This is a genomic window from Bartonella taylorii, assembly GCF_023920105.1.
In the GTDB taxonomy this organism is placed as follows: Bacteria; Pseudomonadota; Alphaproteobacteria; order Rhizobiales; family Rhizobiaceae; genus Bartonella; species Bartonella taylorii.
This window is the reverse complement of the sequence record NZ_CP083693.1, coordinates 763,573-786,764: the sequence shown is the minus strand read 5'-3', so window position 1 is coordinate 786,764 and position 23,192 is coordinate 763,573. Positions and strand designations below refer to the sequence as shown.

Below are 23,192 nucleotides of genomic sequence, written 5' to 3'. Positions count from 1 at the left end.
TGTTAATCATATTGTCACGCAAAAACCTCACTCTCGCGAATGATCCTATGGACTTTAAAAAGCAGACTTATAATAAATTGCTTCTTATCAAGATTAAACGATTGTATTTCTCTTATTTTTTGATGAATCTCTTGCCATACTTGCGCACAGTTTTTTGAGAGCAACAACTCTCCTCTTTCAACGAGCATGATAGCTCTTTCTTGAATTTTATCAAGAATTTCATCGCTAAACTGTTGAAATTGAATATCTGAAGAAAGCGAAGAAAGTGTTTGAGCAAAAGTGTGTACGATAGCGGGATTGCAAACAGATTGCTTAAAGAGAGTATCAATGGTTTGAACAATTTCAAATCCACCGTGAAAAATAAGTAAGGCAGCTTTTCGAGGATTTCCTTTAGATTTTTGAATAATCATTTCAATAGCTTCTTCATCATTTAAATCGTGATTGGAAAAAACATGTGTAATGACTTGTTTCATCTCATCATTATGCAATGGTCGTAAAGAGATCTGTTGGCATCGTGAGCGAATTGTTGGAAGTAGTCTTCCTAAAGAATGTGTAATAATAATGAATAAAGTTTTTGCAGGAGGTTCCTCGAGCGTTTTAAGAATTGCATTAGCCGCACTTCTATTCATATCATCGGCAGAATCAATGATAATGATACGCCACCCATTATCTTGCGATGTCTGGTTTAAAAAATGCATAACATCGCGGATGTCATCAATGAGTATACCTGTTTTGAACTTTTGGTTTCTTAAATCAAAGCGACGTGAAATGTGCAAAAGACCAGGATGACTGCCCTGCATAATTTGGCGCCACGTAATAGAATTAGACTCTGGTTGCAGGAAATCACTCTTTTGAGAGCTTAAAATATTCCAAGCAAGATGAAACGCTAATGTAGCCTTTCCAATTCCATGTTCTCCTTCAAATAATAATGCATGGTGTAAACGTCTTTCCTTATGCATTTGTGCCAAAAAATGACGAGCAGCCTCATGGCCAAAGATCATACTATTCTGTGAAGGTAGCAAAACTGTATCAATATTATCATATTGGCGTAAAGAGTTTACGACATTCATATAAAATGCTCCATCATTGCTTGGTCACAAATATTTCTTATTTGGTCTGCAACAACGCGCATTGTATCTGTTGCATCAATCACACGAAACCTATGAGGTTCCTGTTCTGCCAATCGAAGAAAAGCTTTGCGTCTTTGTTCTTGAATTTCTAAATTATCCTTTTCAAAATAATCAATCATTTCTTCTTTGTTTATATAACTTACGTTTTTCAAGAACCTTCGAGCATTCGCACGTTCCATAGCATATTCTGCCGATATATCTAATAAAAATGTCAAATGAGGCATGATTCCATTGAGTGCAACACGTTCTAAAACGGAAAGAATGGAAGAGCTTACTTTATCATTAAGCCCTTGATAAACACGTGTAGAATCAATAAAGCGATCACATAAAACGACTTTTCCTTCTTGCAAAGAAGGCGCGATAACCTCAGTAACATGATCGATACGTGCGGCTGTAAATAAAGCAGCTTCAATTAAAGACCCATATTGTTGCGCCTGACCTGACAATAGAATATGGCGTATTATTTCTGCACCTAGTGTTCCTCCTGGTTCTCGTGTCATAACAACTTTATAGCCCTTGTCCATAAGATGGTCAGCAAGGAAAGAAATTTGTATTGTTTTTCCTACTCCGTCCCCCCCCTCAAATGTGATAAAATAACCTGACACGTGTAAACCTTAATCCTTATGAAGCATGTACTATAAATATTTTCGTAACCATCCAATTGTTATTTCATAGAATGCATCTTTTACTTTTATAAAGAAACTTCCCTCCTTAACATTGATTCCAGCAAAAACTGGCTTTTCAAGAAGAAGCTTTTTATCTTCTAAAATTTGAATAACACCAATTGGTTGTCCTAAAGCAATAGGAGCTTTCAATGGACCACGATATTTAATTTTTGCTTTAACATTTATTTTTTTTTCATTCAAAAGCATAAAACTTACTGGCTTTTTAACAATAAGTGGAACAGAATGGTGCATTCCACCATAAACAGAAGCATAGCCAACGGTTTCTCCTTCTGTAAAAACCGTTTTAAGATTAAAAGCTGTCATTCCCCATTGAAGAATGCATTCTACTTCTTTTGTATATCCTTTACCATCTTGCAAACCATTTACTGCTAAAAAAAGGCGCCGATGATTTTTATAAACGGAAGAAACCATTGAAAAACCTTCTTTTTTACTATAGCCAAAACCAAATCCTTCTATACCAATTTCCTTAGAAATAAGAGGATTTTTGTTACGTTGAAAAATTTTATTCCAAGTAAAGGAAGGTTCACGATAAAGGGTATAATAAGAGGGATATTCATGAACAATATGACGTGCTAGTACAATCATATCACGCAATGTTACAAACTGCCCCTCTTCAGGAAGCCCTGTCGCATTAACAAAATGGCTATGTGATAATCCGAGTATTTTAGCCCTCTGATTCATCAGTTTTGCGAAATTAGCCTCACTTCCCGATATTCCCTCAGCAAGAATAATAGCAGCATCATTTGCATTGACAATAATTAAACCATGCAAAAGATCAGAAACACTAATTTCTGTCTTTACTTTTGCAAACATAGTGGTCGTACCGGAAGGTGCTCCACCTTTTCGCCAAGCATTCTCACTTACCTTGAACTTTTGTGTATGACTTAACAAGCCTTCTTTTAATTGGTGAAATATAACTTCAGCCGTCATCAATTTTGCTAATGAAGCAGAGAAAAAAGCAATATCACTCTGTTTTTCAAAAAGTATTGTATCTGTATCATCATCTAGTAACAGCAACTGCGATACAGAGTTTTGAAAATTTTGTGCTCTCCCCCACCCGATCAGTGTAAACATCATAAACAAGGTAAATAAAATGCTTAATAGAGCACGCATAACCGATTCTCCCATATTTAAAGAATCAGCATAAAGACTCCTCTTATACAAGAAAAAATTTATTTATTTTTGCAAACTGAGAACCATCATAAATTTAAAATAAGTTTCTATACTTTTTCTCAAAAATACAAAAATGAATCACTATATCACACACTCTTTTTCATTTCTCAAATAGGAAGTATTTTTAATATGTTAAATGCATACAAAGCGCAAGAAAACTTTCAAGGAAACACATTATTTCATAATAATATATAACCTAACCTCCTCTCATTTAAAACGAGAATCCTACTACAATCAATAACTTTTGATCATCTGTAATTTGAAAACTATATACAAAAAACAAACATTGCTTTTTCTTAAAATAGCCGTAATCAATTAACTCTTATTTTCCTACTTGGTCTATTTATGAAAGCCACTTGATCAAATGACGTCGGCTTATCAATCAAAACTGGACCATTTTCTGGCAATCTTACTGAAAGAGTTTTATTGAACCGTTTTCGTTCAATTACAGCTCCATTTAATCGTTTTTGTCTATCGGAACCAAATCTTTCTAGCACGATATTTTCTTTTTCTTTCATAATACCTGCTAATGCTAGTGAGGAAGAAGTGTCATTCCCTGTTATGTAAGAAGCCATTAAATAGGCAGAATCATAATAACCAACAGGTGCTTCAGAAATATATTCCACTTTAACATTTGCCACACCTGCATCTGCATAACCAAGTATTTCCGCAGCTTGCTTTGATAAATCAATGATTCTATTTTTCATAAAAGGACCGCGATCATTCACCCTAACAATGAGTGAAGATCCATTTTTCAGATTAGTAACACGAGCATAACTGGGTAAAGGCATTGTAGGATGAGCAGCAGTCAAGAGATTCATGTCATAGATCTCACCATTTGCGGTTAAACGCCCATGAAAATCTGAGCCATACCAAGATGCTTCTCCAACACGTTGATAGGTTGGATCATTTTGTGGATAATACCACTTTCCTTTTATTTGGTAAGGTTTACCAATAATGGCCCGCCCGTATCTCTTTTCTTTTGATTGGTTTTGCCCACTTGAACTTTTTTGAGAAAGAACAGCAGTTTTCACGTCAGTCTCTTTATTATTGTAAAAACTTTTTATTACAAAATGTGCTGTTTTGCTTGCGCAGCAAGACACCAATAACTGGGATACAAGCACTACAGAAAGAAATTGAAATGTTGAATTAAGAATGGAAGTAAACTTTTCTTTGCTATTTAAAAGCATTTGTCAGCCCGCTTATTTCTAATTGAGTATTTACTGCAAAAAATCACATCGCACCTTCTGTATGCGATAGGGAAATTCACATTTTCGGATGATTCCCCTCGCGCGCCTATAATAGCCTGAAAATTTACCATTTATCAATATATTAATAAATTATTAATACTTTTATGATTACCGCAAGAAGAAATGCAATTTCATAAACGTGATGAATGAATTAAAAAACTAAATAAATCAATATCTTCGTGAAAAAGATGATTTCATAATATATAAATTGTGAACACGTAGGATGATTCTCATAATGAGTGGTAAATTATTCTTATTAATGTAAAAACAAATATAGCCTAATAGGAAAATCTAATGATTATACATTGTTTTCTTAGAATTTTTAAATTACCTATTGGTGAGCGCGCAGGGATTCGAACCCTGGACCTACTGATTAAAAGTCAGTTGCTCTACCAGCTGAGCTACGCGCTCCCACACAAGCCATTTTGCTTGCAGAAAGTGAGAGGAACATACGGTTGACTTTTCATTTGGTCAACACCTTTCGAAAAAAAATATTATTATTCGGTTCAGTTATCAATACTTTTCCGTCTTTTCTCTTTTTTGCTCCACGGTATATATAATCTTTTCCCTTTTCTGAGCTTGAATAAAAGGAACCATTTAAAGATACAAATGCCTGATAGCTTCTAAAACGTGAAAGAGTAGATATTTCAAAATTTATAGGAATAATTAGAGAATATACGTAAAAATTGTAAGTTTTATTTTAGAAAATAACCAACAGTAGCTACCACTGTTAATGGTTAATGAATAAAGAAAGATAAAATACAATATTTTTTATTATATAATTTAATATTAATATAAAATAAATCATATTATTTTGCTTTTTATCTAAAAAAAATTATAGATTAATTATAAATACATATTTTATATTTATCTTTTTTATTTTTTTGACTGGAATACTAAATGCTGACATGTAAACAATATGAGCTACTCTTGTTTATTCACAATCATATGATAGAAACTGGTATTCCCCCCTCTTTTGACGAAATGAAAATTGCATTGGAGCGCTCTTCAAAATCTGGAATTCATAAGCTAATTGTAGGATTGGAACAACGAGGTTTTATACGCCGTTTGCCAAATCGCGCTCGCGCAGTAGAGGTTATCCGACTCCCCAATAAGATAACATTTAATCTATCTTTAGCTCGTAAAATTTCTCCCAGTGTGATAAAAAAAAGTAAAAGAAAAATATCAAAAAATCTTGGCAATCTTGGTAATTTTGATGCACAAGAGAAAAAAAATATTACTATTCCCATTATGGGCCGTATTGCTACGGGCGTACCCATCTCTGCTATATTACAACAAACAGACACTCTTTTTTTACCACAAGCGATGTGTAATTCAGGTGAGCTCTATGCTTTAGAAGTCAAAGATGATTCTATGATTGAAGCCGGTATTCTTGATAAAGATACTATAATTGTTCAACGTCAAAGTACAGCAACATCAGGTGACATTGTTGTCGCATTCGTTGATAAAAAAGAAGCAACTTTAAAACGTTATCGACGCAAAGGAATCTCTATTGTATTAGAAGCTGCAAATCCTCACTATGAAACACATATATACACTTCTGAGCGTGTACAGATAGAAGCTAAACTTATTGGACTTATTCGCAAATATTAAAAAATAGAAAACTTGCCTAATTCACTCAATACATTTAGTGAGAAATTATTTAGTATCTTTTTCATATTGTGTCACACACATTAATAAAATATATGCATCCATAAAATAGAGCATTTTTTATTTTTAACGAAGTAAAAACAGCATAAAATTTATTTAATTATCATAAAGTTGCAGGATTTATCATGGCAGCACCTCGCATTAGTTTTGTCTCCCTCGGATGTCCAAAAGCACTGGTAGATTCTGAGCGAATTATTACTAGACTACGATCTGAAGGTTATGAAATCTCATATAAGCATCAAAGTGCTGATCTTGTCATTGTGAATACCTGTGGTTTTATTGATTCTGCCCGAAATGAATCATTAGCTAATATTGGTGAAGCCCTCAAAGAAAATGGAAAAGTTATTGTAACTGGATGTCTTGGTGCTGATCCTGATGTTATTCGTCAAGCACATCCTAATGTATTAGCTATTACAGGGCCACAAGCCTATGAAAGTGTTATACAAGCTGTTCATACAGCAATTCCTCCAATTCATGATCCCTTTATTGATTTAGTTCCCCCGCAAGGTATTCGCTTAACACCTCGCCATTATGCTTATTTAAAAATTTCTGAAGGATGTTCTAATCGATGTAGTTTTTGCATTATTCCTACTCTACGTGGTAACCTTACTTCACGTCCTATCAATGATGTTCTTCGCGAAGCTGAAAAACTCGTACAAGCTGGCGTAAAAGAACTTTTGGTTATTTCACAAGATACAGGTGCTTATGGTATTGATATTAAATATCGCGAAAGTCCTTGGAAAGATCGCACAGTAAAAACCAAATTTTTCGATCTTTGTTGCGAACTAGGCAACATGGGTATTTGGATACGCATGCATTATGTCTATCCTTATCCTCATGTTGATGAAGTTATTGAACTTATGGCGGAAAGAAAAATTCTCCCTTATCTGGATATTCCTTTTCAACACGCATCACCAACGGTTTTACGTAACATGAAGCGTCCTGCTCATATGGAAAAAACAAACCGTAGAATTGAAAGGTGGAGAAAAATTTGTCCAGACCTCACTTTACGATCAACATTTATTGTCGGTTTTCCAGGAGAAACGAATGAAGATTTTAACACACTTCTTGAATGGTTAGAGGAAACAAAAATTGAACGTGCCGGCTGTTTTAAATATGAAGAAGTAAAAGGTGCTGCTGCAAATGATTTGGATCTAGAAAATATTGCCGAAGAAGTAAAAGAAAGCCGCTGGCATCGCTTTATGGCAAAACAACAACAAATTTCAGCTCTTCTTTTAAAGAAAAAAATTGGAAAAAGATTCCAAGTTCTGATTGATGAAAGTCAAGGAAAAACCGCTAAAGGGCGTAGTCAGTATGATGCTCCAGAAATAGATGGTGTTGTACATATATCATCACGACGACCGTTACGTGTAGGTGAATTTGTTACCGTAAAAATAGAAAAATCTGATGCTTATGATCTTTATGGTATCGCAGTTTGAAGGTAAATCTCAAACTTATAGCGCTTAATAACTAATCGTCATAATTATAATAAAGTTGTAAAATCAAAGAAATTTTTATCAAGCAAATGGCTTGGACGAACATTTGTCAAAGCACGAATCATGGTATCTTTACGTCCCGGCATCCTTCTTTCAATATCTCTTAGCATTTCTTTCATTGCATTGCGTTGTAAACCATCTTGGCTACCACAAAGATTGCAAGGAATGATAGGAAATTGCATCGCTTGAGAAAACTTCTCCATATCTTCTTCAGCAGCGTAAACAAGAGGACGTAAAACAAAAAGATCTCCTTCATCGTTGATAAGCTTTCCAGGCATGGCTGCTAATCGTCCACCATGAAACAAATTCATAAAAAATGTTTCTAAAACATCATCACGATGATGTCCGAGAACTAATGCAGAACATCCCTCTTCACGAGCGATACGGTATAAATTACCACGTCGCAACCGAGAACAAAGCGAACAATATGTTTGCGTATGTGTCAATTTATCTGTAACAATGGAATAAGTATCCTGATACTCAATGCGATATGGAATTTGATAAGAGTTTAAAAAATCTGGAAGAATATGCTTTGGGAAGCCTGGCTGTCCTTGATCAAGGTTACAAGCTAGAATTTCAACAGGTAAAAGACCGCGCCATTTTAAATCTAAAAGAAGCGCTAGTAAGCCGTAAGAATCTTTTCCGCCCGATAAAGCAATAAGCCATTTATCTCCTGAAGAAAGCATAGAAAAATCATCCAGTGCTTGCCGCATATGGCGTAAAAGCCGTTTACGTAATTTATTAAATTCCACAGTCGAAGGAGCAATCCGAAATATTGGATGACAATCATCAACTTCGCTCAATAAAGAAGCAGTTTTCTCTACATTCTCTTCCATTACCTGATATTCAACTGAAATATTACCCACAATACCATAACTCTGCATAATAAATAGCAGATTCTACAAGAGTAATAGAAACAACAACGAATGTAGTGCGACCTAAACTTATCTTTTTCACCCTATAAGATGAGATATACAAAAAAGAAATGGGCTATACAAATCCTATTGCTATAAAATATAACAAAACAAACTCAATATAGCACCATTTTATAAAAGACACTTCGTTAATGGCTATAAAGCAATATAATAAGTTTGAGCATATAAAAAAGTATACAGAGTAATGACCTCTCTCATAGAAAACTCAACGAGAATAAAATTCAACAACTAAATTAGGCTCCATTTGCACAGCGTAAGGAACATCTGCAAAAGCAGGAATACGCGTAAATGTTGCTTTCATTTGATTATGATCTGCTTCAATATATTCAGGTACATCACGTTCTGCCAATTGCATAGATTCCAAAACTAAAACAAGTTGTTTTGATTTTTCACGAATCTCAATAACATCACCTGGTTTGCAACGATACGATTGAATATTCGTGCGCCGACCATTTACATTAACATGACCATGATTGATAAATTGGCGAGAAGCAAAAATTGTAGGTACAAATTTTGCACGGTAAACGACCGCATCCAAACGTGATTCTAAAAGGCCGATAAGATTTTCACCAGTATCACCACGTCGACGAGCAGCTTCTTCATAAGTTTTACGAAATTGTTTTTCTGAAATATCACCATAAAATCCTTTTAGCTTCTGCTTAGCACGCAATTGCACACCATAATCAGAAAGTTTCCCTTTACGGCGTTGTCCATGCTGGCCTGGACCATAATCACGACGATTCACAGGAGATTTTGGGCGCCCCCAAATATTTTCTCCCATACGGCGGTCAATTTTATATTTCGTTGTTTCACGTTTACTCATCGCATTTCCTTTAAAAATAGAACAAAAAATCTCACAGTAAGACCTTAAGGAAACGCACCCTCCTCTGCCTTCAAATTGAAAGACTGACAGGATACCTTAACATATAATATGCACAGTCATCCACGGGACACGTCAATTAATGCCATTTTCTCGAAAGAAAAAGCTGAAATAGCTTTATTGACCTCAGACTCCAAAGTCAACTCCTTTCATGATATTTAAGCTAAATCTTTTTAACAAATGCCTTGTTGAAGAAGTTACATTTTGCGATGTAAACAACGCAAAATCTTTATGTTTTTTTATGGTTTTTAGATTTATTCTTTTCGGTAATAATGATCTTGTATGTTTGGCTATAGCCTTTGCCGGATCGATCCATTCAACTGGCCATAAAGCTTGTTCACGAAAGAAGTTAATCAAAAAAGGATAATGTGTACAAGCTAAAACAACAATATCAGTATATTTGCCATTTTTCTCAACAAAACACGGAAAGATTTCGTGACGTAATTCTTCCAAATCTATAAGTTTACCACGTAAATAATCTTCAGCAAATCCAGCAAGTTTTTCACTTCCAACAAGCTGAACATGACACTGAGCAGCAAAAGAATTGATTAATTCATGTGTATAAGCACGTTTAACTGTCCCAGGAGTAGCTAATACTGAAATAAAGCCAGATTTTGTTTGTTCTGCCGCTGATTTAATTGCAGGAACTGTTCCTACAAAAAGAATATGGGGAAATTTTTGTCGTAAATCTGCCATCATCAGTGTAGAAACAGTATTGCAAGCGATTACACATAAAGCAGGGTTATAAAGTGTTAAAAGAATTTTAAAAATCTTTAAAATGCGGGTTTTCAGAACATTTTCTTCCCAACTTCCATAAGGAAATCCCGTATCGTCAGCAACATAAATAAATTGTCTTTCAGGGATAAGAACGCGGACTTCCCTCAACACCGTTAAACCGCCAATACCACTATCAAAAAAAAGAACAGGCCGTTCATCCATCAGTATTCACACTTGTTTTTAATTTTTTGCGATCACGATCTACAGGCGCACCACTTCCCCGTGGAAATTTAGGCGAAAAATGATCCAATGAAGATATAACTCCCCGTAGCAAGCGAATCTCAGATTCACTAAAATGAGCACGCGTGAAAACAGAGCGCAGATTTGCAACCATCACTTCTTTGCGCTCTCGGGGTCTAAAATATCCACGGATATCCAAAGCACCTTCTAACTGAGATAAAAAACCATGAAAGGTTGCTTTATTCGCTGGCTTCATCTCTATTGCACGAAAAGCTGTATCTCTCACATCTTCCAAACCTGATTTCATCCATTCGTAAGATATAAGCAAAACTGCTTGTGCAATATTAAGTGATGCAAAAGCAGGATTGACTGGAAAAGTGATAATTTCATCAACAAGACTGATTTCATCATTTTCTAGTCCCCATCTCTCTCTTCCAAATAAAATACCTGTTTTATGTCCAATATTCTCATACTGACGTAACATACACGCTGCTTCAACAGCACTTTTTACAGTTTTAAAACCACATCTTTCACGTGCCGTTGTAGCAAAAACATACTGTAAATCCGCAATAGCATCACGCAACGTATTAAAAATCATTGTATCATTAATGACATGATCTGCTTTACTCGCTGCAGCTCTGGCTTTTTCATTTGGAAATGCTTCTCGAGGTTTAACTAACCGGAGCTTAGAGAGCCCAAAATTTGCCATAGCCCTTGCTACCATACCAATATTTTCAGGCAACTGCGGTTCAACTAAAATAATAGTTGGACCACTTGTTAAATTTGTACGATTCTTATCAGTTCCAGCCATAAGTCTTACCTAATTCCAAACATTCTGCCCCTATAACTGTTTTTGAATACAACCTTTTAATAGAATATGCCCCAAAACAACCTTTTAAATAACAAATTACGGTGCATATTATCTTTTCATTAAGAGTTTATGAAATAATAATTTTAAAAGGATTAACAATGAATTGTGAAAAAAAAGAACTTTCATTTTAAGTCTTAGAGCGGTTATACGAATTACCTTAATGTTTTTTTGCATCCACAGCGCGTTATTTAATATTCTATAACACTTACAAATAGCAATCTGAGTTGAACTAAAAAATTATACATTCTAAAAAAGGTATATGCTCTTTATTCCCAAACTTTTTCCTGCAAAACTCATCCGTCGTTATAAACGTTTTCTTGCTGATGTTAAATGGGACGATCAACAAATCTTCACGGTATCAGTTCCTAACACAGGATCGATGCTTGGATTGACGACTCCAAACTCCAATATTTGGCTTTCACGTAACAACAATTCCAAGCGAAAATACACATATCGATTAGAAATTGTCGAGGCAAATAATACTTTGGTTGGTATCAATACAACTTTACCCAATAAACTTGCATTGGAAGCAATTCAAAATAGATTATTACCGGAATTAAGCGGGTACAAAACAATTTTGAAAGAACAAAACTATGGTACACAATCACGGATTGACTTTCTTCTGCGTGATGGCGTTCAACCTGACTGTTACCTAGAAGTCAAAAATGTCCACTTTATTCGCCAAAAAGGATTAGCAGAATTTCCTGATACCGTAACAAAACGCGGCACACGCCACCTTGAAGAGCTCATAAAAATTGTGCAACAAGGAAAACGAGCCGCTATGCTTTATATAATTCAACGGGAAGATTGTTCATCTTTCACAATTTGCCATGATCTTGATCCAACTTATGGACGTAAGTTTGATTTAGCATTAAAATCAGGGGTAGAATTTTATGCTGTAAAATGTCACGTAAATATAGAAGGTATTTTTCCGATTCATCGAGTAAAAATAGAAAACAGAAAAAGCAATGATTGAATATATTGACTATAACAAAGTACCCTTAAAATTTAATGGGCAAATCCGCATTTTTGATGAGCACGCTTTTGTTAAAATGCGTGAAGTTGGTCGCATTGCTGCAGAATGTCTCGATGCACTCACGGATATTATTAAGCCTGGTGTTACTACGCAAGAAATTGATGATTTCGTGTTTATTTTTGGTGCTAAGCAGGGAGCACTTCCTGCTGACCTGAATTATCATGGATACGGACATTCATGCTGTACATCCATCAATCACGTTGTTTGCCATGGGATTCCCAATAAAAGGCCTTTACAAGAAGGTGACATCGTTAATGTTGATGTAACTTTTATTCTCGATGGTTGGCATGGAGATTCAAGCCGCATGTACCCTGTGGGAAAAATCAGACGTGCTGCCGAACGTTTGCTAAAAATAACACATGAAAGTCTTATGAGAGGAATTGCTGCAGTCAAACCTGGAGCAACCACAGGTGATATTGGCGCTGCCATTCAACAGTATGCAGAATCTGAACGCTGCTCAATTGTAAAAGATTTTTGTGGTCATGGAATTGGTCAGCTTTTTCATGATGCACCCAATATTCTCCATTATGGAACCCCAGGAGAAGGAATCGAACTAAAACAGGGTATGATGTTTACAATTGAGCCCATGATCAATCTTGGAAAGCCACAGGTTAAGATTTTATCTGATGGCTGGACTGCCGTTACACGCGATCGATCTCTTACCGCACAGTACGAACATACAATTGGTGTAACAAATGAAGGATGCGAAATTTTTACACAATCTCCTAAAGATATTTTTTATATTCCCAATTTACATGCCTAAATAATGTAGAAACAACATGGCTAAAAAAATAAATAAAAAAGGGGACATCGAAAGCAACCATTTTGCTTTAACATCATGCTCTCCACTTACTCCAATATCAAAAACCAAAAATGAAAACCTACAGAAAAGCTTACAAACACATAAGCATTACCAAGGACATCGTGAACGACTCCGTAAACGCTATTTAAAGTCAAAAGGAAATGCAATTGAAGATTATGAATACCTTGAATTACTGCTTTTTCGCACTATCCCCCGAGCAAATACAAAACCAATAGCCAAGAGCTTGATAGCACGTTTTGGCTCATTAGCTGATGTATTGGGTGCTGATATTCATCGACTTCAAGAAATTCAAGGATGTGGGCCAGCAACTGCAACTGATTTGAAAATTATTTCAGACGTTGCTGGACGCATTGTTCGTGCCGAGTTATTTAAACGTGATATCTTTGCATCATGGGATAAAGTACTCGCTTATTGTAAAGCTGTCATGGCTCATGAAACACGCGAACAATTTCGCGTTTTATTTCTTGATAAGAAAAATGGTTTACTTGCTGATGAAGTACAACAAACTGGAACCATTGATCATACTCCTGTCTATCCACGTGAAGTAATTTCTCGAGCTTTGGAATTATCCGCATCAGGACTTATCTTAGTACACAATCACCCCTCTGGTGATGCGACACCTTCTAAAGCAGATATAACAATGACATATAGATTAAAAGATGCAGCAAACGCGTTAGGCATTGTTATTCATGACCACCTTATTATTGCACGAAACACGCATACAAGTTTTAAAGCATTAAAAATCATATAAATTTTATTGATGAAGAAAGATTTCATTCAATTATTTATAACGAATCAATTTTCTAAATCAATATCTAATATGGCCATTGAGAAATTATATGATAGTTCATTTTCATCTTCATCTCGATAGATAATACCTAAAAACTCATCCCCAATATAAACCTCACAAGAATCATCCTTTTTAGGCCGTGTTTTCACTTGCAATGCTGAATTTCGGAATATGTTTTTAAAATAACTATCAAGTTTTTTTATTTCATCAGCATCCACCATGCTCTCCTGTCTTTTGAGATTTTTAAATTAATTCTTGGGCAGCAAATAAGGTACTCCTATGATTCTGTAAAGAAGTAAAAAATCTTAGTTTCAATATTCATTTATATGTATTACCTATACCCAAAACAGAACTATCTTGACACATTTACTGAAGAACCTTCCTAACAGGGTCTATCATTGTTAAATATATTCGTATAGATTCAAAAACAAAAAAACGGTTAGAAAACCGTAAATTTTTAATGATTTCCACCTTATTCTCAATTTTAGTACCCGCACATATAAGCATATTTTGACGAAGCATTGATCATCTGAATAAACTTTCTGCCTTACTCGATATAAAACATATTAAATTATTCACAAACTCTCAAACTTATGAATAATTCATCATATGATAGGATAACGAGAAAGAAAATCGATAACTCCTTTTTTATAGACTTTATCTCCCACAGCAAACATATGATCTCGATTAGGAATTAGTAATGCTTCGCCATAGGGCAACAAAGCCGCTAATGGTTCTGCTTCACCACCAATTTCATCTAATGAACCAACAGCAACAAGTGCAGGTTGTTTAATTTTATAAACCTCAGATGCTGTTAATTCCTGTTTTGATGTGATAATACAAGCAGCCAGAGCACGCCTATCGCTTTTAGTTTGATCTGCAAATTTACGGAACATCAAACCACGTGGATTGGTAATGGTAGAAATATCTTCTGCTAAAAGAGCCTCAGCAACAGGTTCCCAATCCCCTGCTCCTGTTACCATACCAATACCTAAGCCACCAAAAATAACACTGTGTACATATGTTGGATACAAAAGAGCCATAAATGCACTAATTCGAGCTCCCATAGAATATCCCATGACATGCACTTTAGATAATTCCAAATGTTGCAACAATCTCACCGCATCGCTAGCCATAGCTTGAGGCGTATAAAAAGAAGGGTCGTAACTTTTAACTGAATCTCCATGTCCGCGATTATCAAGAGCAATAACACGATATCCCGCTTCAGTAAGGGTGCGAAACCAACCCGTTGAATACCAATTTACACGTGCGGAAGAACCAAAACCATGAATTAACAAAATAGGCGTTCCTTGCCCTTCTTCTCGGTATGCAAAGCGCAAAGCGTCATATTCAAAAAAACGAATATCTTCAGCCGTCATTATTTACGCCTTCGCACTTTCCACAAATAGCAGGATGAATAACACGTTGTCCCTTCTCTATTTGTTTTTCAGAAACTTCACCAGCGTTAACTTCAAGTGCAAAAGTTGCAGGAACTACTGATGAAATAATATCCGTTGAAAATGGAGAAGTTTTTTCGACAATAGATACAATAACTCCCTCAGCGTTTAAAAAAATCATATCTAAGGATAAAGGCGTATTTGCCATCCACATGAAAAATTTCTGCTTGTCCTTTAATTTCTTACTTTCCTGCTGCCTAAAGAGCATTGCGTGATTACGCGGAAAATCAGTACGATACATTAAACCAGCTGCCGCTTGAGATTGCGTAAAAGCAATCTCTACCCTATAAGAGACCGTCCCTTGCTTTGTCTGTATCCTTAAAGGAACAGGATGAAGAGGAAGCTCCATGGGTTTCTTTGCTAAAGCTACACTCAACTCTAACATACAAAACAGCGCTAATACAACAACGCACCCTCTTTTAAAAGGCTTTAACATTTTTATCACCACCACATATAATTCTTTAATTTTATTGTATAAAAAACATCAGAATTTACAAAATAAAAGAATAAGTTCGCAATGCACCTCATTTGATTTATGGCTTTACAGATATATTTTCTTTTGTACGTGTCAGCTTTATAGCTATTTACGTTCGCGCCACGGCATCTCTCGTAAAAAACAAAGGGACCGTCTATATAACTTCTAAGAGTGAAATATCAATGCGTAGCAAACGGAATCCCTATATCAGGATAAATTTCCGCTGTCATCAAACCCTTTTCACCTTTACCAAAACGCACAAGAACAACTTGTCCAGAGCGAAGCTCTGCTAGACCAAAACGGCGCAATGTTTCCATATGGATAAAAATATCTTCTGTTCCCTGCCCACGGCTTAAAAAACCAAATCCTTTATCGCGATTAAACCACTTGACAATTGCGCGCTCTAAACCACTTTCTGGAGTAACAACAACATGTGTACGAGCCGGAATTTCTGACGGATGAATCGCTGAGGAACAATCTATAGACTTCACCTGAACACACTTTAACCCTCGCTCAGTTTTTTCCACAGCACAGACAACTTTAGCACCCTCCAGAGCTGTTTGAAACCCATCCCTCCGCATCACCGTAACATGCAATAATATATCAGGAAAACCAGGTAAATCAGGTATAATAAACCCATACCCCTTACTACCATCAAACCACTTAATGACACCGCTAATTTCAATAATTTCACCACAAGCACCTAAACTGTCTTCAGACAGGGAATAATCCTTTAATGCATCCTTACTCGTCATAATAAAATGTGATCCTGTAGGTCTAATTATACGATATTGATTCTCTGCTTTTAAGTAAACATTGCTCTTGTATCAACACGCAAGCCCCAAGATAAGATTTCCCCATATTGTCGCATCTCTTATGTTAATATCACTCCATAAACCTGAATATTTACAAAAATGTTTTATCGTCTGTTTCAACTATCTCACAACACGCGTCTTACAAGAGGTAGTATAACTAAGGTTTTTCACATAGCGATATTTGCATAACCTATAGCTTACATGATGAAGCTTGCATGATGAGGAAGTTCAATATAAGAAGAACTGAGAGTTACGATAAAAATCCACAACTAAACTAAGGCAGGTGTACAATGCAATTAAGGAAAATACTTACTACACTCGCTGCTGTAACAGCGTTTGTAGCGAATGTTTGCGCGAGTGAGCCTATTAAAATTGGTGTTTACCTTCCGTTAAGTGGACAAAATGCATTTGGAGGTCAGCTTGAAATGAGAGGTATACAGCTGGCACATAAAAAAGTCCCAGAAATACTGGGACGTAAAGTAGAACTCATTATTATTGATAATAAATCCGATAAAGTAGAAGCAGCTAACGCTGTTATGCGCTTAACTGCTAGTGAAAAAGTTAGCGGAATCATTGGTAGTTATGGCTCTTCACTCTCGTTGGCTGGTGGAGAAATATCTGAAAAAGAAAAAACTCCAGCTATTGCAACTTCCTCAACAAGTCCACTTGTTACACAAGGAAAAAAATATTATTTTCGTGCTTGCTTTATTGACTCCTATCAAGGCATAGGAATTGCAACCTATATAACTCAAACTTTACATGCAAAAAAGGCAGCTATCCTCAAAGATATATCAAGCGATTACGCGATTGGCCTCGCAAGTTATTTTGCACGCGCTTTTAAAAAATTAGGTGGTGAAGTTATCTCAAACTTAAACTATAATTCCGGAGATCAGGATTTTTCAGCTGTTCTCACACAGATTATAGCGCAAAAACCAGATATTCTATTTATTCCCTCCTATTTTTCCGAAGGTGCTATCATCATGAAACAAGCGCGTGAGTTAGGTGCAAAGTTTCGGATTATGGGTGGAGATGCTATGGATAATCCAGAAACTACTACAATCGCAGGAAAGGCTGCAGAAGGTTTCTTACATACAACACTTCCCTACAGTGTAGATATGCCAAACATATCAGCAGCTGCACAAGAATTCACAAATGAGTGGTATGCAACCTATCCTGATAAGGAGCCAAATATCAATTCTGTTTTAGGATATACAAGTTATATGATGTTCATGAAAGCTATTGAAAATGCTGGTAGTGATGATCGTGAAAAGATCACTTTAGAACTTAGCAGATTAAAAGATTTTCAAACACCTTTTGGTGCTATGTCTATGGATGAAAACCATAATCCTAAAATTCCTATCGGTATAATTGAAATAAAGAGTGGGAAACGTGTCTATTTGGATGAAGTTAAACCTGCTTTTTAAAAAATTAGGAAGTTTTACTCATAAAAATGCAAAAAGTAATTGAGGATTTTTTTCTCAACTAAAAGTCTAAAGGCTTCATGTTTCATTTTGTATGAATTAACAAATGTGGAAGGACAAGAGATGAGCACTGAAATGTTCATCCAGTATTTTTTTAATGCACTGGCATTAGGGTCACTTTACGGGCTTATCGCTATTGGTTACACCATGGTTTATGGTATCCTGAGACTCATTAATTTTGCTCACGGTGATATTTTTATGCTGGGAGCGTATTTCGTTTTCTTTTCCACAATTAGCTTTATGCCTGCTTGGGGCGCTATCCTTCTTGTATTACTAGCCGTTCTTATTTATTATTTGGTATTTATAGGGTTTAAAAAACGGCCTCCAATTTATTGGATGGCTATTTTTTTAATTCTTGCTCTAGGGTTCATTTATTATTTTAAAGTTGCTCCACAAGATTTTACACCAATTTGGATTTTAGCTATTTGTTTTTCAGTTTTTATCACAAGTGCAGTAGGTGTTACTGTTGACCAATTTGCCTATAGACCTCTGCGTCATGCTCCACGTATCTCAGCACTTATTGGTGCAATAGGGGTTTCCTTTTTTATTGAAAATCTTGCTACCGTACTCTTTAGTGGTGTCCCCAAAGGGGTAAAGCAGCCAGATTTTCTTGTAAAGCCGATTCTATGGCATGTAGGACAAAACTCCGAAGGAATCATTAGAATTACTCCTATGTCCCTGATTGTTCCTACTGTGTCGTTTTTTCTGATTGTATTATTGCTATGGATTATCCATAAAACAAAGCCTGGTCTCGCTATGCGTGCAATTTCATATGATATTGAAACGACGCGTTTGATGGGTGTTTCCGTCAATAAAGTCATTGCACTCACATTTGGGATAGGCTCAGCACTTGCTGCTATTGCGGGCATCATGTGGTCTCTGCGCTACCCTCAAATTCAACCTTATATGGGCGTTCTTCCTGGACTCAAAGCATTTATTGCAGCCGTTATCGGAGGTATTGGCTCAATTCCAGGAGCGATGTTAGGTGGCTTATTACTAGGATTTATTGAAATTATGATTATTGCATTCTTTCCTGCTTTATCTGGATATCGAGATGCCTTCGCTTTTATTTTATTGATTCTGATTTTATTGGTAATGCCTACTGGTTTAATGGGCAAAAAAAGTCAGGAGAAAATTTAATGGCAAAATCAGCTACAACTTTTCTGTCATGTGCCAGTATCTTCATTTTTATTGGTTTTTTATTTTATGCAAACAACCATTTTAACGACTATACACTTCGTGTTATTAATCTTATTGCTATTAATGCGATATTAGCAATTTCGCTTAATTTAATTTATGGCTTCACAGGTATGTTTTCTCTTGGGCATGCTGGCTTCATAGCCATTGGTGCTTATGTATGTGCAATTTTACTTCTTTCCCCGGAACAAAAAGAAATGATGTGGATTCTCGAACCTATAATTGAGCCACTGCATTATTTGCAATTACCTTTTTTTGTGGCTGTTGTTATAAGTGGTCTGTGTGCTGCAATCGTAGGTTTATTGATTGCTCTTCCAGTGTTACGTCTTGGTGGTGATTATCTTGGAATTGCAACATTAGGTTTTGCAGAAATTATTCGAATTGTTATTACGAACACTACATCCCTAACAAATGGTTCTTTGGGGATCAAAGGAATACCTCAAAATGCGACATTATGGTGGAACTATGGTTGGTTAGCATTTACAGTCATCTTCATTATTCTCTTACTGCGAAGCAATACTGGTAACGTATTGCGTGCTATTCGTGATGATGAAATAGCCGCAAAAACGATGGGGATTAACGCTTTTTTTTACCGTAACTTTTCCTTTGCTGTTGGTGCATTTTTTGCCGGTATAGGAGGAGCATTGATGGCTGCTCTTATTTCAACGATTGATCCAAAAATGTTTAACTTTCTCCTAACCTTTAATATTTTGATGATTGTGGTTGCGGGTGGTCTTGGTTCAATTACAGGTAGTATTATTGGTAGCATTATTATTACAGTCATGCTTGAATGGCTTCGCATTATTGAAAGTCCGCTTGACTTAGGTTTTATACATATTCCAGGGATACCAGGACTCCGCATGGTTGTTTTTTCTCTTTTATTGTTAATGATTATCTTATTTTGGCGAAAAGGATTGTTGGGACAACGTGAATTCTCATGGAATGGGATTTATTGCTTTTTAACACGCAAGAAGTTCCCTAATAGTGAGGGAAAACTATGAACGACACCATCCTTTCACTCAATAATATCGTGATGCGTTTTGGTGGGTTGATTGCTGTAAATAACATTAATATGGCAATCAAACGTGGAACCATTACTGGATTAATTGGTCCAAATGGTGCTGGAAAAACAACTGTTTTTAACATGATTTCAGGATTTTATACCCCCACAAGTGGAACAATTCTTTTTGATGAGGAAAAAGTTTCTGGAGCTCCTCCTTACATTATCTGCAGGCGTCATATTGCACGAACATTTCAAAATATTCGCCTGTTTTCAGGATTAACGGTCTTGCAAAATGTTATGGTGGGAGCTCACGTCAGACAAAAATATCCATGGTTTTCTTCAGCTTTGTTTTTTCCAAAAGCACTGAAAGAAAAAAGAGAAATTCATAAAAATTCAATGGAACTTCTTGAACGGTTACAACTTGATCATATTGCTAATCAATCCGCAATGACTCTGCCCTATGGTGTACAACGTCGTCTGGAAATTGCGCGTGCTCTAGCAACAAAGCCCAAATTACTTCTTCTTGATGAACCTGCTGCTGGAATGAATCCACAGGAAAGTGAAGATCTTAGAAAATTCATAGCAAAAGTGCAAAAAGACTTCGATCTTACTATTCTGCTTATTGAACACGATATGAAAGTTGTTATGGGGCTTTGTCAATATATTTGGGTAATGGAGTATGGCTGTTGCATAGCCAATGGTACACCAGATGAAATTCGTAACAACCCTAAAGTTATTGAAGCTTATCTTGGCGGAGATGTCTATGGATATTCTTAAAATCAAAAATCTTCACGTTCATTATGGCGCCATTAAAGCTATCCAAAATCTTTCTATGTCTATAAAGAAGGGAAGTATAGTAACTTTAATTGGTGCCAATGGAGCAGGAAAAAGCAGCATTGTACGTTCCATTACAGGACTTAATCGATCTGTTTATGGAGAGATTATCTATAAAGGCGAATCAATTGTTAAAAAATCACCGGAAAAAATCTTGCGGTTGGGGATTGCTCTAAGTCCTGAAGGACGGCGCATTATGCCGCATTTTACTGTTTTAGAAAATTTACGTTTAGGTGCCTATATATGTCATGATAAACTAAGGATTGCCCGTGATATCGAATGGATATTCGATCTTTTTCCCCGCTTACGTGAAAGAGCAAAACAATTGGGAGGAACAATGTCAGGTGGTGAACAACAAATGCTTGCTGTAGGCCGTGCACTTATGAGTAATCCTGACATGATAATATTAGATGAACCCTCTCTGGGTTTAGCACCGCTTCTTGTAAAGGAACTTTTTTTGATTATCCGAAAAATTAATGATATGGGAAAAACTGTTCTTCTTATTGAACAAAATGCATTTGCTGCACTTTCTATTGCTGACTATGCTTATATTCTAGAAGTAGGGCATATTTTATTTCATGGTGAAGGTAAAGCTATGCTTTCTGATCCACGTGTTAAAGAAGCATATCTTGGTGGATAAAAACTACACAATGTTAAAAAAACAATAGGCTCATTCTCCTCTGAAGCATCTCTCTGTTAGAGAAATGCTTTTTTGATGAAGATTTTCTTTATTATACCCACCATTTTTCAGAGTTAAATGTCCCCGCTGCTTGTTCTATAATGTGTGCTATCTGAAAAATAACTTCTTCAGCAAAAGGTTTACCAATCAATTGCAATCCTAGTGGCAAACCATTTGATGAGAGACCAGCAGGAATAGATATTCCTGGTAAACCTGCCATATTAACTGGTACAGTAAAAATATCATTGAGATACATTGCTACAGTATCATGTTTTATTTTTTCATCAGCGATGCCAAAAGCTGGTGTTGGTGTTGCGGGTGTGAGGATAGCATCAACGCCAGAAGCAAAACACTGATCAAAATCATGCTTCACTAATGTTCGTACTTTCTGAGCTCTAAGATAATAAGCATCATAATAACCTGATGAGAGAACATAAGTACCAATCAAAATACGCCGTTTGACTTCATCTCCAAAACCAACTGAACGAGTTTTCTCATACATTTCAATGATATCTTTTCCCGGTTCACGGAGACCAAAACGAACACCATCATAGCGTGCTAAGTTAGAAGATGCTTCTGCAGGAGCAACAATATAATAAGCAGGCAAGGCATATTTTGTATGTGGTAACGAAATATCTTTAATTTCAGCACCTGCTTCTTTTAGCCAACTCATTCCTTTTTGCCAAAGTTCGACAATTTCAGGAGACATTCCTTCCAGATGGTATTCTTTCGGAATACCAATTTTCATTCCTTTGATTGATTGACCAAGATAACTTTCATAATCAGGAACGGGCAAATTCACGGAAGTAGAATCTTTTTCATCAAAAGAAGCCATTGATTGAAGTAAAATAGCACAATCACGAACATCTCGCCCGATAGGCCCAGCTTGATCAAGTGATGAGGCAAAAGCGATGGTTCCCCACCGTGAACAACGTCCATAAGTTGGTTTAATCCCTACCGTCCCAGTAAATGCCGCTGGTTGACGTATTGAACCACCTGTATCTGTTGCTGTTGCGCCAGCACAAATCCGTGCTGCAACAGCAGCTGCAGAACCACCTGAAGAACCACCAGGTACGAGCTTTTCATGAGAACCCTTTTTTCTCCATGGGCTAACAACTGGACCATAATATGACGTTTCATTGGAGGACCCCATAGCAAACTCATCCATATTAAGCTTACCTAACATAACGGCTCCATCTTGCCATAAATTAGCAGTTACGGTTGATTCATAATGCGGCTTAAAACCATCAAGGATGTGTGAACAGGCTTGTGTATGAACACCTTGTGTCGCAAAAAGATCCTTAATTCCCAAAGGGATTCCTTCTAAAATCCTCCCCTGCCCTCTAGCTAAACGGCTATCTGATTCAGTAGCCATTTTTCTTGCTTGTTCTGCTGTTATTACCACATAAGCGTTCAAAGTTGGATTCGCCAATTCAACCGCTTTTAAATAAGCTTCTGTTAATTCAGTTGCTTTGAACTCTTTCTTTATGAGAGCATCACGAGCTTGTGCAATTGTGAAAGTTGTTAAATCCGTCATATTGGTTCTCAAGTTT

General features: G+C 36.2%; 23 protein-coding genes and 1 tRNA gene. 10 read left to right on the top strand and 14 right to left on the bottom strand.

All coding sequences use genetic code 11. The annotated features are described in order from the left end of the window. Positions 1 to 14 precede the first annotated feature (14 nt). From LBE40_RS03535 to LBE40_RS03515, 5 genes are all read right to left on the bottom strand, one after another. A complete protein-coding gene (locus LBE40_RS03535; RefSeq protein ID WP_004859961.1) occupies positions 15 to 1,070 on the bottom strand; it encodes a DNA polymerase III subunit delta' in 1,056 nt (351 codons plus the stop codon). Continuing rightward, the gene (tmk, locus tag LBE40_RS03530) at positions 1,067 to 1,735 is read right to left on the bottom strand and encodes a dTMP kinase (protein WP_004859960.1); all 669 of its coding nucleotides are present in this window, start codon (positions 1,733 to 1,735) and stop codon (positions 1,067 to 1,069) included. Before tmk ends, LBE40_RS03535 begins: the two co-directional genes overlap by 4 nt. A gap of 30 nt (positions 1,736 to 1,765) precedes the next feature. Next, positions 1,766 to 2,929: a D-alanyl-D-alanine carboxypeptidase family protein gene (locus LBE40_RS03525; protein ID WP_004859958.1), complete on the bottom strand. Its 1,164-nt coding sequence runs from the start codon at positions 2,927 to 2,929 to the stop codon at positions 1,766 to 1,768. Positions 2,930 to 3,300: 371 nt separating this feature from the next. Further along, on the bottom strand, positions 3,301 to 4,179 hold the full coding sequence (locus LBE40_RS03520; protein WP_004859955.1) for a septal ring lytic transglycosylase RlpA family protein: 879 nt from the start codon (positions 4,177 to 4,179) through the stop codon (positions 3,301 to 3,303). A 395-nt stretch (positions 4,180 to 4,574) separates the two neighbouring features. Continuing rightward, positions 4,575 to 4,650 (bottom strand) — tRNA-Lys (locus LBE40_RS03515). Between the two features lie 489 nt (positions 4,651 to 5,139). Here LBE40_RS03515 and lexA point away from each other — a divergent pair. Together lexA and rimO are read left to right on the top strand one after the other, a co-directional pair. Next, positions 5,140 to 5,853 carry a transcriptional repressor LexA gene (gene lexA / locus LBE40_RS03510; protein ID WP_004859953.1) on the top strand — a complete coding sequence of 238 codons (714 nt, stop codon included), beginning with the start codon at positions 5,140 to 5,142 and terminating at the stop codon, positions 5,851 to 5,853. A 182-nt stretch (positions 5,854 to 6,035) separates the two neighbouring features. Continuing rightward, on the top strand, positions 6,036 to 7,349 hold the full coding sequence (gene rimO, locus LBE40_RS03505) for a 30S ribosomal protein S12 methylthiotransferase RimO (RefSeq protein WP_004859951.1): 1,314 nt from the start codon (positions 6,036 to 6,038) through the stop codon (positions 7,347 to 7,349). Positions 7,350 to 7,393: 44 nt separating this feature from the next. Here rimO and ttcA read toward each other — a convergent pair whose 3' ends face one another. From ttcA to LBE40_RS03485, 4 genes are all read right to left on the bottom strand, one after another. Beyond that, positions 7,394 to 8,290 (bottom strand): tRNA 2-thiocytidine(32) synthetase TtcA, encoded by an 897-nt coding sequence (ttcA, locus tag LBE40_RS03500; RefSeq protein ID WP_004859948.1) that lies wholly within the window; start codon positions 8,288 to 8,290, stop codon positions 7,394 to 7,396. A gap of 256 nt (positions 8,291 to 8,546) precedes the next feature. Beyond that, the gene (rpsD, locus tag LBE40_RS03495; protein ID WP_004859946.1) at positions 8,547 to 9,164 is read right to left on the bottom strand and encodes a 30S ribosomal protein S4; all 618 of its coding nucleotides are present in this window, start codon (positions 9,162 to 9,164) and stop codon (positions 8,547 to 8,549) included. A 183-nt stretch (positions 9,165 to 9,347) separates the two neighbouring features. Next, positions 9,348 to 10,160 (bottom strand): glutamate racemase, encoded by an 813-nt coding sequence (gene murI, locus LBE40_RS03490; RefSeq protein WP_004859944.1) that lies wholly within the window; start codon positions 10,158 to 10,160, stop codon positions 9,348 to 9,350. Then, positions 10,153 to 10,989, bottom strand: coding sequence for an RNA methyltransferase (locus tag LBE40_RS03485; protein ID WP_078691700.1), 837 nt, complete (start codon positions 10,987 to 10,989; stop codon positions 10,153 to 10,155). The genes murI and LBE40_RS03485 overlap by 8 nt, the downstream gene beginning before the upstream one ends. Before the next feature lie 319 nt (positions 10,990 to 11,308). Between LBE40_RS03485 and sfsA the strand changes: the two genes are divergently transcribed. From sfsA to radC, 3 genes are read left to right on the top strand one after another with little or no spacing between them, the layout of a single operon-like run. Beyond that, positions 11,309 to 12,025 carry a DNA/RNA nuclease SfsA gene (gene sfsA, locus LBE40_RS03480; RefSeq protein WP_004859940.1) on the top strand — a complete coding sequence of 239 codons (717 nt, stop codon included), beginning with the start codon at positions 11,309 to 11,311 and terminating at the stop codon, positions 12,023 to 12,025. Continuing rightward, entirely contained in the window at positions 12,018 to 12,848 is an 831-nt protein-coding gene (gene map / locus LBE40_RS03475; protein WP_004859937.1) for a type I methionyl aminopeptidase, read from the top strand. Before sfsA ends, map begins: the two co-directional genes overlap by 8 nt. Before the next feature lie 16 nt (positions 12,849 to 12,864). Further along, entirely contained in the window at positions 12,865 to 13,659 is a 795-nt protein-coding gene (gene radC, locus LBE40_RS03470) for a RadC family protein (RefSeq protein WP_004859936.1), read from the top strand. Between the two features lie 44 nt (positions 13,660 to 13,703). Here the strand turns inward: radC and LBE40_RS03465 are convergent, their stop codons facing one another. From LBE40_RS03465 to LBE40_RS03450, 4 genes are all read right to left on the bottom strand, one after another. Further along, on the bottom strand, positions 13,704 to 13,916 hold the full coding sequence (locus tag LBE40_RS03465) for a DUF3126 family protein (protein WP_040297034.1): 213 nt from the start codon (positions 13,914 to 13,916) through the stop codon (positions 13,704 to 13,706). Positions 13,917 to 14,303: 387 nt separating this feature from the next. Then, entirely contained in the window at positions 14,304 to 15,077 is a 774-nt protein-coding gene (locus tag LBE40_RS03460; protein ID WP_004859932.1) for an alpha/beta fold hydrolase, read from the bottom strand. Next, on the bottom strand, positions 15,067 to 15,591 hold the full coding sequence (locus LBE40_RS03455; protein ID WP_004859930.1) for a DUF192 domain-containing protein: 525 nt from the start codon (positions 15,589 to 15,591) through the stop codon (positions 15,067 to 15,069). Before LBE40_RS03455 ends, LBE40_RS03460 begins: the two co-directional genes overlap by 11 nt. A 218-nt stretch (positions 15,592 to 15,809) precedes the next feature. Continuing rightward, positions 15,810 to 16,385 carry a cold-shock protein gene (locus LBE40_RS03450; RefSeq protein WP_004859928.1) on the bottom strand — a complete coding sequence of 192 codons (576 nt, stop codon included), beginning with the start codon at positions 16,383 to 16,385 and terminating at the stop codon, positions 15,810 to 15,812. Between the two features lie 350 nt (positions 16,386 to 16,735). Between LBE40_RS03450 and LBE40_RS03445 the strand changes: the two genes are divergently transcribed. From LBE40_RS03445 to LBE40_RS03425, 5 genes are all read left to right on the top strand, one after another. Beyond that, positions 16,736 to 17,869, top strand: a complete 1,134-nt coding sequence (locus tag LBE40_RS03445) for an ABC transporter substrate-binding protein (protein WP_004859926.1) — start codon at positions 16,736 to 16,738, stop codon at positions 17,867 to 17,869. A 120-nt stretch (positions 17,870 to 17,989) separates the two neighbouring features. Next, the gene (locus LBE40_RS03440; protein ID WP_004859925.1) at positions 17,990 to 19,066 is read left to right on the top strand and encodes a branched-chain amino acid ABC transporter permease; all 1,077 of its coding nucleotides are present in this window, start codon (positions 17,990 to 17,992) and stop codon (positions 19,064 to 19,066) included. After that, positions 19,066 to 20,124, top strand: coding sequence for a branched-chain amino acid ABC transporter permease (locus LBE40_RS03435; RefSeq protein ID WP_004859923.1), 1,059 nt, complete (start codon positions 19,066 to 19,068; stop codon positions 20,122 to 20,124). The genes LBE40_RS03440 and LBE40_RS03435 overlap by 1 nt, the downstream gene beginning before the upstream one ends. After that, a complete protein-coding gene (locus tag LBE40_RS03430; protein WP_004859922.1) occupies positions 20,121 to 20,903 on the top strand; it encodes an ABC transporter ATP-binding protein in 783 nt (260 codons plus the stop codon). Before LBE40_RS03435 ends, LBE40_RS03430 begins: the two co-directional genes overlap by 4 nt. Beyond that, complete coding sequence (locus LBE40_RS03425; RefSeq protein ID WP_004859920.1) at positions 20,890 to 21,600, top strand: ABC transporter ATP-binding protein; 711 nt, start codon at positions 20,890 to 20,892, stop codon at positions 21,598 to 21,600. Before LBE40_RS03430 ends, LBE40_RS03425 begins: the two co-directional genes overlap by 14 nt. Before the next feature lie 91 nt (positions 21,601 to 21,691). Here the strand turns inward: LBE40_RS03425 and gatA are convergent, their stop codons facing one another. Further along, complete coding sequence (gene gatA, locus LBE40_RS03420; protein WP_004859918.1) at positions 21,692 to 23,176, bottom strand: Asp-tRNA(Asn)/Glu-tRNA(Gln) amidotransferase subunit GatA; 1,485 nt, start codon at positions 23,174 to 23,176, stop codon at positions 21,692 to 21,694. Between the last annotated feature and the right edge of the window lie 16 nt (positions 23,177 to 23,192).